At 66.5% G+C, this 15,843-nt stretch carries 14 protein-coding genes; 10 read left to right on the forward strand and 4 right to left on the reverse strand.

What is annotated here, in order from left to right; genetic code table 11:
• Nucleotides 1-205: 205 nt before the first annotated feature.
• From QM712_RS21145 to QM712_RS21175, 7 genes are all read left to right on the forward strand, one after another.
• Nucleotides 206-1,219 carry an ABC transporter permease gene (locus QM712_RS21145; RefSeq protein ID WP_415025080.1) on the forward strand — a complete coding sequence of 338 codons (1,014 nt, stop codon included), beginning with the start codon at nt 206-208 and terminating at the stop codon, nt 1,217-1,219.
• A 215-nt stretch (nt 1,220-1,434) separates the two neighbouring features.
• Nucleotides 1,435-2,334, forward strand: a complete 900-nt coding sequence (locus tag QM712_RS21150; protein ID WP_415025081.1) for an ABC transporter permease — start codon at nt 1,435-1,437, stop codon at nt 2,332-2,334.
• Between the two features lie 118 nt (nt 2,335-2,452).
• Entirely contained in the window at nt 2,453-4,228 is a 1,776-nt protein-coding gene (locus QM712_RS21155) for a dipeptide ABC transporter ATP-binding protein (protein WP_415025082.1), read from the forward strand.
• 18 nt (nt 4,229-4,246) lie between these two features.
• Entirely contained in the window at nt 4,247-4,426 is a 180-nt protein-coding gene (locus QM712_RS21160; protein ID WP_415025083.1) for a DUF4089 domain-containing protein, read from the forward strand.
• 7 nt (nt 4,427-4,433) lie between these two features.
• Nucleotides 4,434-5,828: an AtzE family amidohydrolase gene (locus QM712_RS21165; protein ID WP_415025084.1), complete on the forward strand. Its 1,395-nt coding sequence runs from the start codon at nt 4,434-4,436 to the stop codon at nt 5,826-5,828.
• A gap of 12 nt (nt 5,829-5,840) precedes the next feature.
• Nucleotides 5,841-6,233: an oxalurate catabolism protein HpxZ gene (gene hpxZ, locus QM712_RS21170; protein ID WP_415025085.1), complete on the forward strand. Its 393-nt coding sequence runs from the start codon at nt 5,841-5,843 to the stop codon at nt 6,231-6,233.
• Nucleotides 6,234-6,237: 4 nt separating this feature from the next.
• On the forward strand, nt 6,238-6,960 hold the full coding sequence (locus QM712_RS21175; protein WP_415025086.1) for a GntR family transcriptional regulator: 723 nt from the start codon (nt 6,238-6,240) through the stop codon (nt 6,958-6,960).
• A gap of 193 nt (nt 6,961-7,153) precedes the next feature.
• Here the strand turns inward: QM712_RS21175 and atzF are convergent, their stop codons facing one another.
• The gene (gene atzF, locus QM712_RS21180; RefSeq protein WP_415025087.1) at nt 7,154-8,962 is read right to left on the reverse strand and encodes an allophanate hydrolase; all 1,809 of its coding nucleotides are present in this window, start codon (nt 8,960-8,962) and stop codon (nt 7,154-7,156) included.
• Nucleotides 8,963-9,155: 193 nt separating this feature from the next.
• Nucleotides 9,156-9,662, reverse strand: coding sequence for a MarR family winged helix-turn-helix transcriptional regulator (locus QM712_RS21185; protein WP_415025088.1), 507 nt, complete (start codon nt 9,660-9,662; stop codon nt 9,156-9,158).
• A 154-nt stretch (nt 9,663-9,816) separates the two neighbouring features.
• Between QM712_RS21185 and QM712_RS21190 the strand changes: the two genes are divergently transcribed.
• The gene (locus QM712_RS21190; protein ID WP_415025089.1) at nt 9,817-11,676 is read left to right on the forward strand and encodes a feruloyl-CoA synthase; all 1,860 of its coding nucleotides are present in this window, start codon (nt 9,817-9,819) and stop codon (nt 11,674-11,676) included.
• Nucleotides 11,677-12,142: 466 nt separating this feature from the next.
• Here the strand turns inward: QM712_RS21190 and QM712_RS21195 are convergent, their stop codons facing one another.
• On the reverse strand, nt 12,143-12,649 hold the full coding sequence (locus QM712_RS21195; protein ID WP_415025090.1) for a MarR family winged helix-turn-helix transcriptional regulator: 507 nt from the start codon (nt 12,647-12,649) through the stop codon (nt 12,143-12,145).
• Nucleotides 12,650-12,732: 83 nt separating this feature from the next.
• Here QM712_RS21195 and QM712_RS21200 point away from each other — a divergent pair, with 83 nt between their 5' ends.
• Nucleotides 12,733-13,941, forward strand: a complete 1,209-nt coding sequence (locus tag QM712_RS21200; RefSeq protein ID WP_415025091.1) for a cytochrome P450 — start codon at nt 12,733-12,735, stop codon at nt 13,939-13,941.
• A gap of 37 nt (nt 13,942-13,978) precedes the next feature.
• A complete protein-coding gene (locus QM712_RS21205) occupies nt 13,979-15,190 on the forward strand; it encodes an ABC transporter substrate-binding protein (protein WP_415025092.1) in 1,212 nt (403 codons plus the stop codon).
• A 170-nt stretch (nt 15,191-15,360) separates the two neighbouring features.
• Here QM712_RS21205 and QM712_RS21210 read toward each other — a convergent pair.
• Nucleotides 15,361-15,843 (reverse strand): NAD(P)/FAD-dependent oxidoreductase (locus QM712_RS21210; RefSeq protein WP_415025093.1); only part of this gene is annotated, 483 nt, incomplete at its 5' end.

The raw sequence follows: 15,843 nt of genomic DNA on the forward strand, positions 1-15,843 counted from the left end.
TACCTGTTCGCTCAGCTGACTTGAACGAGGTGGCCACCGCCCTCCCATTCCCTCCCCTCTTGTGGGGGAGGGGCAGGGAGGGGGGTAGCCACGAACTCAGGCCTCGCCTGCGACCACCCCTCACCCCAGCCCTCTCCCACAAGGCGAGAGGGAGCGCAGCGGAGTGCGCCGTGGGCAGCGTGCACAATACGCGCGGGAGCGCCTCATGCTGACCATGATCGGCAAGCGGTTGATGTTCGCGATCCCCTCGCTGATCGGCGTCGTCATCGTCACCTTCCTGCTGACGCGTGCGCTGCCCGGCGATCCCGCCGCTTACTTCGCCGGTCCCGCGGCGACGAAGGAGGCCGTCGAGCAGGTCCGCAAGAAGCTCGGCCTCGACAAGCCGCTTATCGAGCAGTTCTTCCGCTACACCAACGATCTCGCCCACGGCGATTTCGGCAATTCGCTCACCACGGGCCAACCGGTCGCGGCCGAGATTCGCAACCGCCTGCCGGCCTCCGCCGAGCTGACGCTGCTCGGGCTCGTCGTCTCGATCGTGATCGCCATTCCGCTCGGCGTGCTGGCCGCGACGCGACCGGGATCGTGGGTCGATCACCTGTGTCGCATCACGACGACGGCCGGCGTGTCGCTGCCGGTGTTCTTCACGGGCCTCGTGTTGGTCTATGTCTTCTACTTCCGGCTCGGCTGGTCGCCCGCGCCGCTCGGCCGTCTCGACGTGTTCTACAGCGCGCCGCCGACGGTGACCGGCTTCTATCTGATCGACACCCTGATCGCGCGCGACTTCGAAGCGTTTCGTTCCGCGCTGAGCCAGTTGATCCTGCCCGCGACCACGCTCGCGATCTTCTCGCTGGCGCCGATCGCGCGCATGACGCGGGCCTCGATGCTGGCGGTGCTTGCCTCCGAATTCGTTCGTACCGCGCGCGCCAGCGGGCTGTCGCCGACGACCGTCATCGTCGCCTACGCCTTCCGCAACGCGATGCTGCCGGTCATCACCACGCTCAGCATGGTGTTCTCGTTCCTGCTCGGGGCCAACGTGCTGGTGGAGAAGGTGTTCGCCTGGCCCGGCATCGGCTCCTACGCGGTCGAGGCGCTGATCTCCTCGGACTTCGCGCCGGTCCAGGGCTTCGTGCTGACCATGGCGATCATGTACGTGCTGCTCAATCTCGTGATCGACATTCTCTACGGCGTGATCGATCCGCGTGTGCGGCTGGAGGGCTGAGCCATGATGAGGTTTCGTCCGATGCAAACTCCGACGAAGGTGCGTTCCCTCTCCCGCTTGCGGGGGAGAGCCGGGGTGGGGGTGTCGCCGCGGGCGATAGGCCCCACGTGGCGAAAGCCCCCACCGGGCGCGTTGCGCCGACTTCGACCGCAGGCGGGAGAGGCCAGGCGACCCCGCGGCTTGCTGGTTCGGCCAGGCAGCATCCGGGTGGTCCCATGAGCTCCGTTGCGCCCGCCGTCGAACCCGTGGGTCCCGCCCGCACCTCGGGACTCGCCGCGATCCTCGAACAGACCCGCTACGTCCTCGGCGAGAACAAGGTCACGGGCTTCGCCTTCGCGCTGCTGATCCTGATCCTCGCCGCCGCGATTTTCGGACCCTATGTGGTGCCGTACGATCCGCTCGCGTCCGACACCGCCGCGGCACTGAAGCCGCCGTCGGCGGCGCACTGGTTCGGCACAGATCAACTCGGCCGTGACATCTTCAGCCGCGTCATCGTCGCGACGCGGCTCGACACGTTCATCGCGGTCGCCTCCGTGGTGCTGGTGTTCCTGATGGGCGGTCTCGCCGGCATCGCGGCGGGCTATTTCGGCGGCTGGACCGATCGCATCGTCGGCCGTGTCGCCGACACCATCATGGCGTTCCCGCTGTTCGTGCTGGCGATGGGCATCGTTGCCGCGCTCGGCAACACCGTGCAGAACATCATTCTGGCCACCGCCATCGTGAACTTCCCGCTCTATGCCCGCGTCGCGCGCGCGGAAGCCAATGTGCGCCGCAATGCCGGCTTCGTGCAGGCGGCACGGCTCTCCGGCAATGGCGAGTTCCGTATCCTGCTGGTGCACATCCTGCCCAACATCATGCCGATCATGATCGTGCAGATGTCGCTGACGATGGGCTACGCCATCCTCAATGCCGCCGGCCTCTCCTTCATCGGCCTCGGCGTGCGCCCGCCGACCGCCGAATGGGGCATCATGGTCGCCGAAGGCGCGGGCTTCATGGTGTCGGGCGAATGGTGGATCGCGCTGTTTCCCGGCCTGGCCCTGATGATCGCCGTGTTCTGCTTCAACCTCCTCGGCGACGGTCTGCGCGACATCGTCGACCCGCAGCGGAGGACGTGATGATCGAAGGTTCTGAAGCACTTGCCGCGCGTCACCTCGCTCCAGGCGCATCCGGCCGAACCGGCCCCTTTCTACTGTGCATGGGGTTGTTTTCGACATTTTCCGGCGGGAGGCCCTCATGACCGCACAGCCCCTGCTCGAGGTCCAGGACCTCACGGTCGAGTTCACCACCCGCCGCGGCGTGGTGAAGGCCGTGCAGCATGTCGACATCTCCGTCGCCAAGGGCGAGACGCTGGCAATCGTCGGCGAGTCCGGCTCCGGCAAGTCGGTGACGTCCTACGCGGTGATGCGCATCCTCGACCGCGCCGGCAGGATCGCCGAGGGCTCGGTGATGTTCTCCGGCATCGACGTCAAGGCCGCGACCGAAGCCCAGATGCGCGACCTGCGGGGCCGCGAGGTCTCGATGATCTTTCAGAACCCGCGCGCCGCGCTCAACCCGATCCGGAAAGTGGGCGACCAGATCGAGGACGTGCTGCGCACGCACGTGCAGCAGGCCCAGGTCGCCGACCGCGGAGAGAAGGCGATCGAGGCGCTGGAGCAGGTCAAGATCGCCCGCCCGCGCGAGCGCTATCATGCCTATCCGTTCGAACTTTCCGGCGGCATGTGCCAGCGCGTCGTCATCGCGCTCGCGCTCGCCTGCAACCCGCAGCTCCTGATCGCGGACGAGCCGACCACCGGCCTCGACGTCACCACGCAGAAGGCGGTGATGGACCTGATCGTCGAGCTGACCAGGCGGCGCGCGATGTCGACCATCCTGATCACGCATGATCTTGGTTTGGCGGCGGCCTATTGCGACCGCGTCGTGGTGATGGAGAAGGGCCGGGTGGTCGAGACCGCCAGGGCGGCCGACATCTTCGCGAGCCCGCAGCACCCCTACACCAAGAAGCTCATGCGCGCGACGCCGCGGCTCGGCGTGTCGCTCAGGGACTTGTTGCCGGAGGAGGACTCGCAATCATCATCCGTCATGGCCGGGCCTGCCCCGGCCATCCATCAAACTTCGCAGGAGCCATCTCAGTCGATGGACCCCCGGGTCAAGCCCGGGCGTGATGAGAATTCAAAGCCCCTCCTCCTCGTCGAAAAGCTGGTCAAGGAATATCCCCGCCAGGGCGCGACCGCGACGCTCGGAAAGCTGTTCGGCCGCAAGCCGCCGGTCGAGCCGGACATCTTCCGTGCGGTCGACGGCATCAGCTTCTCGATCGGGCACGGCGAGTCCGTCGGTCTCGTCGGGGAGTCTGGCTGCGGCAAATCGACCACGTCGATGATGGTGATGCGGCTGCTCGACCAGACCTCGGGGCTGATCCAGTTCGACGGCGAGGACATCGGCGGCATCGCGCCCGCCGCCTTCGCCCGACTGCCGCAGCGCAGTCGCATCCAGATGGTGTTCCAGGACCCGACCGACAGCCTCAATCCGCGCTTCACCGCCGCGCGCGCCATCGCCGATCCGCTCCTGCAGCTCGGCGACGTGAGGGGGCGCGATGCGCTGCGCGCCCGCTGCGAGGAACTGGCGACCATGGTCGGCCTGCCGCACAACCTGCTCGACCGCTTTCCGCATCAGCTATCGGGCGGCCAGAAGGCCCGTGTCGGCATCGCGCGGGCGATCGCCCTGCATCCGAAGCTCGTGATCCTGGATGAGCCGACGGCGGCGCTCGACGTTTCGGTGCAGGCCGTCGTGCTCAACCTGCTTCAGGACCTGAAGGCGCGGCTGGGCATGAGCTACCTGTTCGTGTCGCATGATTTGAATGTAGTGCGCTTGCTGTGCGATCGTGTCATTGTCATGCGGACGGGACGGATCGTCGAGGAAGGTTCTTCCGAGAAGGTCTTGAGCGATCCGCAGGACGACTACACCAAGGAGCTGTTGACGGCGATCCCGCATCCGCCGTTGCCGGTGCACTGAGATGAGCTTGAGAGCGTGATGGCCGAACCCCTGGACGACTATATCGACGCCGTATCGAAAGCGCTGGCATTGCCGGTGGAGGAAGCCTGGAGGCCGGCGGTTCGCGCCAATCTCGACGTGTCGTTGCGGCTCGCCCGCCTGGTCGACGAATTCGCGCTGCCGGACGAGACCGAGCCGGCGCCGGTCTTCACGGCCTGATGCTGCCATGACGATCAAGCCAGACATGACGGCTGCCGACATCGCGAGTGCGGTTGCGGGCGGCCGGATCTCCGCGCTCGATGCCACCGAGGCCGCGCTCGCGCGCATCGAGCAGCACGACGGCGCCCTCAATTCCTTCACCGACGTCACCGCAGATCGCGCGCGTGCGAAAGCACGCGCGATCGACGCGGACATCGCGCACGGCAGGAAGGTCGGCCCGCTCGCCGGCGTTCCCTTCGCCGTGAAGAACCTGTTCGATGTCGCGGGCCTCTCGACGCGCGCGGGCTCGAAGATCAATCGCGACAGCGCGCCTGCCGAACGCGACGCCGCGCTGATCGAGCGCATGGAAGCCGCAGGCGCCGTGCTGGTCGGCGCGCTCAACATGGGCGAATACGCCTATGACTTCACCGGCGAGAACATCCACGACGGTCCCTCGCGCAACCCTCATGACCCGACGCGGATGACCGGCGGCTCCTCGGGCGGTTCCGGCAGCGCCGTCGGCGGCGCGCTGGTGCCGATCGCGCTCGGCTCGGACACCAACGGCTCGATTCGTGTCCCGGCCTCGTTCTGCGGCATCTTCGGATTGAAGCCGACTTACGGCCGGCTGTCGCGCGCGCGCTCCTTCCCGTTCGTCGCGAGCCTCGACCATCTCGGTCCGTTCGCGCGCTCGGTCACCGATCTCGCGCTCGCCTACGACGTGATGCAGGGGCCGGATGCCGACGATGCCGCCTGCACCACACGGGGGCTGGAACCGACATTGCCGTTGCTCGCCAATCCGGTTTCGGAGCTGCGCATTGCGATCGCGGGCGGCCACTTCCAGAAGAACGTGTTTCCCGAGGCCGTCGAAGCCGTCAGCCGGGTCGCCAAGGCGCTCGGCGCGACGCGGGTGGTGGATGTTCCCGAAGCCGCGCGCGCCCGCGCCGCGGCGTACATCATCACCACCACGGAAGGCGCTTCGCTGCATCTCGATCGCCTGCGCAAGCGTCCCAACGATTTCGACCCGGCCGTCCGCGACCGGCTGATCGCGGGCGCGATGGTGCCGGCGCCGCTGGTCGATCGCGCGCAGAAATTCCGCGGCTGGTATCGCGCGCAACTTGCCGAGATCTTCAAATCGGTCGATGTGCTGCTCGCGCCGGCCACGCCCTGCACCGCGCCGAAGCTCGGCCAGGTGAATTTCAACCTCGACGGGGTGGAGCTGCCGGTGCGGGCCAATATCGGCATCCACACCCAGCCGATCTCGTTCATCGGCCTGCCTGTCGTCGCGGTGCCGGTGCCGCTCGAGCCGCTGCCGATCGGCGTGCAGATCATCGCCGCGCCATGGCGCGAGGACATCGCGTTGCGTGTCGCATATGCATTGGAAAAGATGGGCGTCGCCGCAGCGCCCGCGCCAAGCGGACTCTAAGAGGAACTTGAGATGGAGATCGATCTCCCCGACGTCATCGCGGAAGTCAAAGCCGCGTTCGATCGCTACGAGCAGGCCCTCGTCACCAACGACGTCGCCGTGCTCGGCGAACTCTTCCGCAATGATCCCCGCACGCTGCGCTACGGCATCGGCGAGAACCTCTATGGTTACGAGGCGATCTCCGGCTTCCGCGCCGCGCGGTCGCCGGTCGGCCTGAATCGCCGTACCGCCGGAACCGTCATCACGAGCTATGGCCGCGACACGGCGGTGGCTTCCACCCTGTTCTATCGCGACACGGCCCCGGGCAAGGTCGGCCGGCAGATGCAGACCTGGATTCGCTTCCCTGAGGGCTGGCGCGTCGTCGCCGCCCATGTCAGCATCATCGACGAGTCGAAAGAGACCTGACCGTATGACGCTTGACGAGTTTCCGCCTGGGACGCTGCCGGCCGAGCCGGTGGTCCCGCGCGTCGACCGGGCGCAGCCCAGTGTGCACAAGGTGACGCGCGCCGAGGAACTGCGTCTGCAACTCGCGGACGAGATCGTGCGAGGAACCCTGCGTCCGGGCGCACCGCTCGACGAGACCGACATCGCGCGGCGCTTCAGCGTCTCGCGCACGCCGGTGCGGGAGGCGCTGCGCCAGCTCGTGGCGAGCGGCCTCGTCGAGGCGCGCGCCCATCGCGGCGCCGTGGTGGCGCAGCCCTCGATCGAGCGGCTGAAGGGCATGTTCGAAGCGATGGCCGAGCTCGAGGCGCTGTGCGCGGGGCTCGCCGCCGAACGCATGTCCGCTGCCGAGCGTCACGGTCTCGAAGCCGTCCATGAAGAGCTTCGGGTGCTGAGCTACGCCGGCAATCCCGATCGTTTCCACGAGGTCAACGAGCGCTTCCACAACGCGATCTATGCCGGTTCGCAGAATGGTTACATCGCCGAGATCACGCTGGCGACGCGCGTGCGCGTGCAGCCGTTCCGCCGTGCCCAATTCCGCAACCTCGGCCGTCTCGCCAAGTCGCAGGCCGAACACGATCGTGTCGTCGTCGCCATCATGCGCGGCGACAAGCAGGGCGCCGCCGCCGCGATGCGCGCGCATATCGAACTGGTGCGCGGGGAGTACGAGATCTACGCGGTGTCGGTCTAGCGACGGCGTTCGCTATCCTCACTGTCGTCCCGGCGAAGGCCGGGATCCATACCCCGCGGGAGCGGTTGTCGTGCGCACTGGCAACCACGGGTCTTCGCCAAACGCCGTTCTGTGGTGGTGGGTCCCGGAGCTGCGCTGACGCTTGTCCGGGACGACGGAGCTTGTCGAGCACGTCACGCCTGAGTGATGTGATCTACACAGCCGCCTTCTCCGCCATGTACGCGCGCCAGCCGCCATACGCGGTGATGTCGCGCGCATCGTCCAGCACTTCGGGCTCGACCAGGAAGCCCTTCACGCTGCGGCCGTCTGCGAGGCGCACGGTGCCGATCGCCATCGGTGCCGGAATCGCGTTGACGAACTTGCCGAAGGCGGACGGCGACAACGACCAGATCTCCAACTCGATCGCGGCGCCTTTGCCGGCCGCGACACGCAGCATGCCCGGCTTCGGCGGTGTGGTCTTCAAGGCATAGAGCTTGTAGTCGGGCGCTGTCCGCGTCGCCTCGATCAGCCGGCCGTCCAGCGCGGTCAATTCGCCGTTCAGCGCCATGCCGGAGAGATGTGCGCCGACGACGGCGATCGGGATATCGTCGCCATTGCGCGCGATGAGGGCCGGCAGTGGCGCTTGCGCCACGCCTCTCGCGCCGACGGTCAACTTCGTGTCGGCGTGGAACACGCGGCCGATGCTCGCGAGCAGTGCGTCGCGGCCAGCCGGTGCGAGCAGCGTGATGCCGAACGGAATGCCGTCGGCATGCATGGCGGCCGGCACCGCGAGGCCGCAGAGGTCGAGCAGATTGACGAAATTGGTGTAGGTGCCGAGCCGGCTGTTGAGCTCGATCGGATTGGCGAGCACTTGCGCGGTGGTATAGGCCGTCGGCGCCGTCGGCAGCACCAGCGCGTCGAGATTGGCGAAAGTCCGTTCGGCGATCTTGCGCAGGCCCTGCAGGCGATAGAGCGCGGAGAAGGTTTCCGCGGCCGAGAGCCGCGCGCCAGCGGCGGTGATCTCGCGCGTCACCGGATGGATCGCGTCGGGTGCGGACGCGAGCAGGTTGCGGATCACGAGGTAGCGTTCGGCGACCCAGGGTCCTTCGTAGAGCAGGCGCGCCGTCTCGTAGAACGGCTCGAGGTCGAACTCGACCAGATCGGCGCCGAGCGCGGTCCAGCGCTTCAGCGCATCGGCGTAGGCCGCTTCAGCCTTCTTGTCGCCGAAGAAGATCAACTGTCCGCCGCGCGGCACGCCGAGGCGCGGCTTTGTCGGGAATGGCGTGAGCGGCTGCAGCGGCCGGTCGCGCGAGAACGGATCGGCCTGGTCCGGGCCGGCCATCACCGAGAGCGCGAGTGCGGCGTCGTCCACGGTCAGCGCGAACACCGAGATGCAGTCGAGCGTGCGGCAGGCCGGCACGAGACCGGCGGTCGAGATCATGCCGAGGCTCGGCTTGAGCCCGACGATGTTGTTGAGCATCGCCGGCACGCGGCCGCTGCCGGCGGTGTCCGTGCCCAGCGACAGCGGCACGAGCCCGGCGCCGACCGCGACCGCCGAGCCCGAACTCGATCCGCCGGGGACGAGATCCTCGCGGACGGAGTTCCTGGGAACGCCGTAGGGCGAGCGCACGCCGACGAGGCCGGTCGCGAACTGGTCGAGATTGGTCTTGCCGATGATGATGGCGCCCGCGGCACGCAGGCGTGCCACCGCGGTCGAGTCGTGCGTCGGCGCGTAGGAGAACGCCGGGCAGGCCGCGGTGGTCGGAAACCCCAGCGCGTCGATATTGTCCTTTACCGCGACCGGCACGCCATAGAGCGGCAGGCCGGCGGCGTCCTTTCGCGCGGCGAGCCTTTCGGCCTCTGCGATCGCGTCCTTTTCGTCGCGCAGGCTGATGAACACGGCCGGATCGTCGTGGTCGCGGATGCGCTGATAGGTGCGTGCGACAGTCTGCGCCGGCGTGAGCGTGCCCGCGCGATGCGCGGCCACAATCGCGGCGATCGTTTCAGGCTGCTCAGCCCCCATGACGACAAAACTCCGGCAACATGTTCTACCCGGACTGAAGCAAGCGATGTGCCATTGTGTACATTATCCGAGCATGAGGGATGTTCCGGATATTGTCGAGGTATCATGCAGTTAGGTGAAGTTTTGCGGTGCCTGGCTGGTCGTGCGCCGGCGCCCTCGAACGGGCATTTGCACAAATCGTAGGCAAGGCAGATCAGGTGAAGTCCGCGAGGATCTGCAGCAGCCGCTCCCGGTTCTCCTTGCCGATCTTCTCGGCGACGTGGCGCTCGTGCTCGGCGGCGAGGCGCTTGAACTTCGCCAGCGCCGTCTCGCCCTGCGTCGTGAGGTGCAGGGCGTGAGAGCGCCGGTCCGCCTTTGACTTGATCCGCTTCACCAGCTTGCGCTGTTCGAGGCTGTCGAGCAGATGCACGAGCCGGGCGCGCTCGATGCCGAGACGCTTCGCCACCGCCATCTGGGACAGGCCCGGATTGGCGGCGATCACCGTCAGCACCGAATATTGCGTCGGCCGGATGTCGACATCGGCGAGCGTCCTGATGAAATCCTGGAAGATCCAGAGCTGGAAGCGGCGCACGGCGTAGCCGGCATGCCCGACCAGCGCATCGAGGCCGATTTCGTCCGCCTCGTTCCGCCGCGCGGCGCCGTTGCCGGCGCGCTTGCGCGGGGAGGGGCGGGTGTCGGCTCTGGCTGCGCTGGCTGTCACATCGTGTCTCCTGCCTTGCGTCCCTTGTAGCGTCACGGCGGCGCGGAGGAAAGATTGTTGTTGACGACAACAATTGTCCTGCCCAACATTATGGCCGAAGCAGCCCGGAACGAGGCTTGCGGCCGATCCCGGATTCCGGGCGAGGAGGAAACCGATGACGACGCCTGCTCCGCGCGGAGACGCTTCAAGCCTGTTCGCAACGCCCAGGACCGTGGCCGAGCATCGCGCGGACGGCAGCATCTTGCTCCGTTCACCCGAGCAATTGCGTGATGGCGCGCGCTGCATCGGTGACTGGCTCGAGCATTGGGCGCGGCAGACTCCGGACAACATCTTCCTGGCCGAGCGCTCCAGCGTCGAGGTGCCCTGGACCACAGTCACCTATGCGCAGGCGCTGCGTCAGGTGCGCGGAGCGGCCTCCTGGATTCTGGCACAGGGCCTCAGCGCCGCCCGCCCGATCGTGATCCTCTCCGACAACGGCATCGACCACGCGCTGCTCGCGCTCGCGGCCCAGCATGTCTGCGTGCCCTCGGCGGCGATCTCGCCGGCCTACTCGTTGATGTCAAAGGACTTCGACAAGCTGAAGAGCATGATCACGCTGCTCGAGCCAGGTGCGATCCATGTTTCCGCGACCACGCCGTTCGCGGCGGCGGTGGCTGCGATCAAGCCGCTGCACACGGCGCAGATCATCAGCAGCAATGGCGATGACGCCGATGCGCTCGCCTTCCGCGCCATTGCGGCAACGCCCGAAACGCCCGACGTCGCGAAGGCCTTCGCCGCGGTGACGCCGGACACGATCGCGAAATTTCTCTTCACCTCCGGTTCGACCGGAACGCCCAAGGCGGTCATCAACACCCAGCGCATGCTGACATCGAGCCAGCAGGCGAAGGCGCAGACCTGGGCGTTTCTGGAGCAGAGCCGCGACAACCTCGTCATTCTCGATTGGCTGCCCTGGAGCCACACCTTCGGCGCCAACCACAATTTCAATCTCGTGCTGCGCAACGGCGGCTCGCTCTATGTCGACGGTGGCAAGCCCGCGCCCGGCTTGTTCGCGACCTCGCTCGCCAATCTCAGGAGCGTGATGCCGACGGTCTATTTCAACGTGCCTCGCGGCTTCGACATGCTGATCGCGGCGCTGCGTGGCGACGAGGAACTGCGCCGCCGCTTCTTCAGAGAAGTGAAGTTTGCCTTCTATGCCGGCGCGGCGCTGCCGCAAAATCTCTGGGACGCGCTCGCGCAATTGTCCGTCGAGACGGTCGGCCGTCCGCTGCCGATGGTCTCCGCCTGGGGCTCGACCGAGACTTCACCGCTCGCGACCGACTGCCATTTCCTCGCGGAACGCTCCGGCAATATCGGCGTGCCGATTCCGGGAACGGAACTGAAGCTCGTCACGTCCGGCGACAAGCTGGAAGTGCGGGTCCGCGGACCCAACGTCACGCCGGGATACTGGAAAGCGCCGGAACTGACGAAGCAGGCGTTCGACGAGGAAGGGTTTTATCTCATCGGTGATGCCGTGAGGCTCGCCGATGCCGCGCGGCCGGAGCGCGGCTTGTTCTTCGATGGCCGCGTCGCGGAAGACTTCAAGCTCAATTCGGGGACCTGGGTCAGCGTCGGCACGCTGCGTGTTGCCGGCATCGCGGCGTTGGCACCGCTGGCGCAGGACATCGTCGTGACGGGTCATGGCGGGGACGAGGTGCGCTTCCTGGTGTTTCCGAACATCGCCGCCTGCCGTGCCCGCGCCGGCATGAGTGAAACGGCACACGTGAATGACGTGCTGGCGCACGACAAGGTCAGGACCGCGATTGCCCAGGGGCTCGCGAAACTGAAGCAGCAAAGCGCCAACTCGTCCGGCCATGCCACGCGCGCGCTTCTGCTTGCCGAGCCGGCCTCTGTCGACGGCAGCGAGATCACCGACAAGGGCTACATCAATCAGCGCGCCGTGCTGACGCGGCGGGCCGATGCTGTGGCCCGGTTGAACGACGATATGTCGGCCGAGTGGATCGGCTGCAGCAAATAAGAACTCTTTTCATCCGGAAGCTCCCGTGCCCGGACGCAGCGCAGCACCTGATAGGTGCACTGCAGAGCCGGCGTCCGTCTCTTGTTGCGCGCGACGACCTGGGTTCTCGCTCTGCGCAGCGGTGTTTCACGCTCCAGCGCATCCGGGACACGCGAGCGTAGGGTCGCGCGCTCTTCATCGTCATTGCGAGCGAAGCGAAGCAATCCAGGCGCTTTCCGGACCGGTGCAGTCTGGATTGCTCCTCGCAATGGCGAGCGGGAATATGCCAGTCATCCTGTCGCAATGGCCCAAAGAATTCTTTGTTGCCGAAGCAACTAATTTGTGCGAACCGTTCCAGACAAGGACGACGGCGGGCAAACCGCCGCGCCTGATCCTGGAGGAAACCATGCTCGGCCGGAAGGGTGCCGCAGGCAGATGTCTGCGCATGCCGGACAATGACAGGGGACTGCACCCGACGTGCGGTCTGTCAGGTATCCGCGCCGCCCGTGACCGCGCCCAGATTTTCGTGCAGCCGGCGCAGCAAATCGATCAGGACCTCCCGCTCGTCCTTGTTCAGGCACGACAGCAGGCGTCGCTCGCGCTCGAATGCCGCGGCGATCACCTTGTCATGGGTATTGCGGCCCTTCGCCGTCAGCGCGATCGAATGGGTGCGGCCGTCGTTCGGATCGGTGCGGATCGACACCAGCCCGCGCTTCTCGAGCCCGGCCAGCGTCCGGCTCACGGGACCCTTGTCGAAGCCGATGACGTGGCAGATGCGCGCGGCCGGAATGCCGGGCTCAATCGCCAGCAGCGACATGATCCGCCACTCCGTGACGTTGACGCCGAATTGCCGCTGGTAGAACGCGGTCGCACTGTTCGAGAGCTTGTTGGCGATGAAGGTGATGAAGGCCGGGACGTAGCGGTCGAGGTCGAGCAGCGGCCCGGTGTCGGCGGGCGCTGGCTTCTGGCGGGCTCGGGTCGAGGACGGCGGCATATCGGGGTTTTGACTCGCGGCGTGTCCGGAGACCTAAGAGTAACCGCGGCTGTTTCACAAGTTCAAAATGGGGGAGGACTTCCATGAGCGCGCCCGGCTCTTCCGCAACCGCCGTCCCGCATCTCGACGTCGATCCCTTCGACATGAACTTTTTTGCCGATCCCTATCCCACGCATGAATTGCTGCGGGAGACGGGGCCGGTCGTCTATCTCGACAAATGGAAGCTCTACGGCGTGGCGCGTTATGCGGAGGTTCATGCCGTGCTGAACGATCCCGCGACGTTCTGTTCCAGCCGCGGCGTCGGCCTCTCCGACTTCAAGAAGGAAAAGCCCTGGCGGCCGCCGAGCCTGATCCTCGAGGCCGATCCTCCCGAGCACACCCGCACCCGGGCCGTGCTGTCGAAGGTGTTGTCGCCGACGGTGATGAAGGGGCTGCGCGATCGCTTCGCCGCGGCGGCCGAGGAGCGCGTCGATGTGTTGCTCGATAAGCGCAGCTTCGATGCGATCACGGATCTTGCGGAAGCCTATCCGCTCTCGATTTTTCCCGACGCGCTCGGCCTGAAGCCGGAGGGACGCGACCATCTCATTCCCTATGCGAGCCTCGTGTTCAACGCCTTCGGTCCGCCGAACCAGTTGCGCCAGGACGCGATCGCGCGGTCGGCGCCGCACCAGACCTACGTCACCGAGCAGTGCCAGCGCGAGAACCTCACGCCCGGCGGCATCGGCGCCTGCATCCATGCCCATGTCGACGAGGGTGCGATCACGGCCACGGAAGCGCCGTTGCTGGTGCGCTCGCTGCTCTCCGCCGGCCTCGACACCACCGTGAACGGTATCGGTGCCGCCGTCTATTGCCTGGCACGTTTCCCCGATCAGTGGCAGCGCCTGCGCGGCGACCTCACGCTCGCGCGCAACGCGTTCGAGGAAGCCGTGCGCTTCGAGAGCCCGGTGCAGACCTTCTTCCGCACCACCACGCGCGAGGTCGAGCTTTCCGGCGCGACGATCGGCGAAGGCGAGAAAGTGCTGATGTTTCTCGCCGCCGCCAATCGCGATCCACGCCGCTGGGACAAGCCGGACAGCTACGACATCACTCGTCGTACGTCCGGCCATGTCGGCTACGGCTCGGGCATCCACATGTGCGTCGGCCAGCTCGTGGCGCGGCTCGAGGGCGAGACCATGCTTGCGGCGCTCGCGCGCCGGATCGCCAGGATCGAGATCACGGGCGAACCGACACGCCGCTTCAACAACACGCTGCGCGGGCTCGACAGCCTGCCGGTGACGATCACGCCGGCCTGACGCCGGGGACAACGAGACAACAAAAGGGGGAGGAACGATGAAACACCTGAAGTGGACGCTTGCGCTGGCCGCGAGCCTGATGAGCGGCGCGGCCAGTGCCGAGGTATCGGACAATGTCGTGCGCGTCGGCGTGCTCAACGACATCTCCGGCATCTTCCAGGATACCAACGGGATGGGCTCGGTCGAGGCCGCGCGCATGGCGGCGGAAGATTTCAACGGCGGAGGCAAGAACATCAAGGTCGAGATCGTCTACGCCGACCACCAGAACAAGGCCGATGTCGGAAATGCGATCGCCCGCAAATGGCTCGATATCGACGGCGTCGACGCGATCGTCGACGTCCCCAATTCCGCGGTCGGGCTTTCGATCAACACGCTTCTGCGCGACAGCCGCATGACGTTCCTGGCGTCATCGACCGCGAGCGCCGATCTCACCGGCAAGGCCTGTTCGCCCAACACCATCCAATGGGTCAACGACACCTGGGCCACGGGCAACACCACCGCGGCTGCCATGATGTCGCGCGGCGGCAAGGACTGGTATTTCCTCACGGTCGACTATGCGCTCGGCAAAGGCATCGAGGCGGAGGCGCAGAAATACATCGAAGGGCACGGCGGCAAGGTGATCGGCTCTTCGAAGCATCCGCTCGGGACGTCCGACTTCGCGTCGTTCCTGTTGCAGGCGCAGAGCTCGAAGGCGCAGGTGATCGGCCTCGCCAATGCCGGCGGCGACACCATCAACACGGTGAAGCAGGCCGCCGAGTTCGGCATCCAGCAGGGCGGGCAGAAGCTCGTCGCGTTCCTGCTGTTCATCAACGACATCCACGGCATGGGCATCAAGGTCGCGCAGGGGCTCCAGCTCATGGAGGCCTTCTACTGGGACATGAATGACGACACCCGCGCCTTCGCCAAGCGCTTCGCGGCGCGTCCGGGCATGAACGGCAAGATGCCGAGCGGCAACCAGGCCGGCGTCTACGCCTCCACGCTTGCGTACCTCAACGCGGTCGCTGCTACCGGCAGCGACAACGCGAAGGACGTCGTGCCGGAGATGAAGAAGTTCAAAGGCAAGGACAAGCTGTTCGGCGACACCGCGATCCGCCAGGACGGCCGTGTCGTGCACCCGATGTACCTGTTCGAGGTGAAGAAGCCGGAGGAGTCGAAATATCCGTACGATTACTACAAGCTGATCTCGACCATTCCGGCCGACCAGGCGTTTCGTCCGCTGGCGGACGGCGGCTGCGAGCTGGTGAAGTAGCTATAGCAGGATGCGCTGTTGCACCCTCTCCCCTTGTGGGAGAGGGTGGCTTCGCAAAGCGAAGCCGGGTGAGGGGTTCTCTCCGCGCGCGGCTCTCTTGCAGTGAGCGCGCGGATACGACCCCTCATCCGGCGCTTCGCGCCACCTTCTGCGGGGAGAAGGAAGAAAGGCTACACCACCTTGCTGCTTCCCTGCGTGATGAGCCGCGCGGCGCGCTGGTCGCGGGCGTAGATCCACAGCCAGCTCAGGGCGACGCTGAGGCGGTGGCGCAGGCCGATCAGGAAGTAGATGTGGGCGATGCCCCAGATCCACCACGCGATCGTGCCGCGCAGCTTGATGCGGCCGAAGTCGATCACGGCGAGCCGCTTGCCGATCTGGGCCAGGCTGCCGGCATGCTTGTAGCGGAACGCTCCCTTCGTCTCTCCGCGCAGCCGCGCCTTGATGGTCTCGGCGACATGACGCCCCTGCTGCTTGGCGGCCGGCGCGATGCCGGGCACCGGATTGCCGTTCCAGGCATTGATCGAAACGGTGTCGCCGATCGCGAAGATCTCGGGATGGCCGGGAATCGTCAGGTCGGCTTCGACCTGCACGCGGCCGGCGCGGCCCGCCCGTTGCGCAGGGCAGAATTTTGTGCAACGCACAAGAAATCGATT

It is taken from the genome of Bradyrhizobium sp. (assembly GCF_047605465.1).
GTDB lineage: Bacteria > Pseudomonadota > Alphaproteobacteria > Rhizobiales > Xanthobacteraceae > Bradyrhizobium.

Coding starts and splice junctions, on each gene's coding strand:
- QM712_RS21200 (WP_415025091.1), top strand. CDS start 12,733: ATGAGCGCGCCCGGCTCTTCCGCAACCGCCGTCCCGCATCTCGACGTC.
- QM712_RS21195 (WP_415025090.1), bottom strand. CDS start 12,649: ATGCCGCCGTCCTCGACCCGAGCCCGCCAGAAGCCAGCGCCCGCCGAC.
- QM712_RS21160 (WP_415025083.1), top strand. CDS start 4,247: ATGGCCGAACCCCTGGACGACTATATCGACGCCGTATCGAAAGCGCTG.
- QM712_RS21155 (WP_415025082.1), top strand. CDS start 2,453: ATGACCGCACAGCCCCTGCTCGAGGTCCAGGACCTCACGGTCGAGTTC.
- QM712_RS21165 (WP_415025084.1), top strand. CDS start 4,434: ATGACGATCAAGCCAGACATGACGGCTGCCGACATCGCGAGTGCGGTT.
- atzF (WP_415025087.1), bottom strand. CDS start 8,962: ATGGGGGCTGAGCAGCCTGAAACGATCGCCGCGATTGTGGCCGCGCAT.
- QM712_RS21175 (WP_415025086.1), top strand. CDS start 6,238: ATGACGCTTGACGAGTTTCCGCCTGGGACGCTGCCGGCCGAGCCGGTG.
- QM712_RS21190 (WP_415025089.1), top strand. CDS start 9,817: ATGACGACGCCTGCTCCGCGCGGAGACGCTTCAAGCCTGTTCGCAACG.
- QM712_RS21205 (WP_415025092.1), top strand. CDS start 13,979: ATGAAACACCTGAAGTGGACGCTTGCGCTGGCCGCGAGCCTGATGAGC.
- hpxZ (WP_415025085.1), top strand. CDS start 5,841: ATGGAGATCGATCTCCCCGACGTCATCGCGGAAGTCAAAGCCGCGTTC.
- QM712_RS21150 (WP_415025081.1), top strand. CDS start 1,435: ATGAGCTCCGTTGCGCCCGCCGTCGAACCCGTGGGTCCCGCCCGCACC.
- QM712_RS21145 (WP_415025080.1), top strand. CDS start 206: ATGCTGACCATGATCGGCAAGCGGTTGATGTTCGCGATCCCCTCGCTG.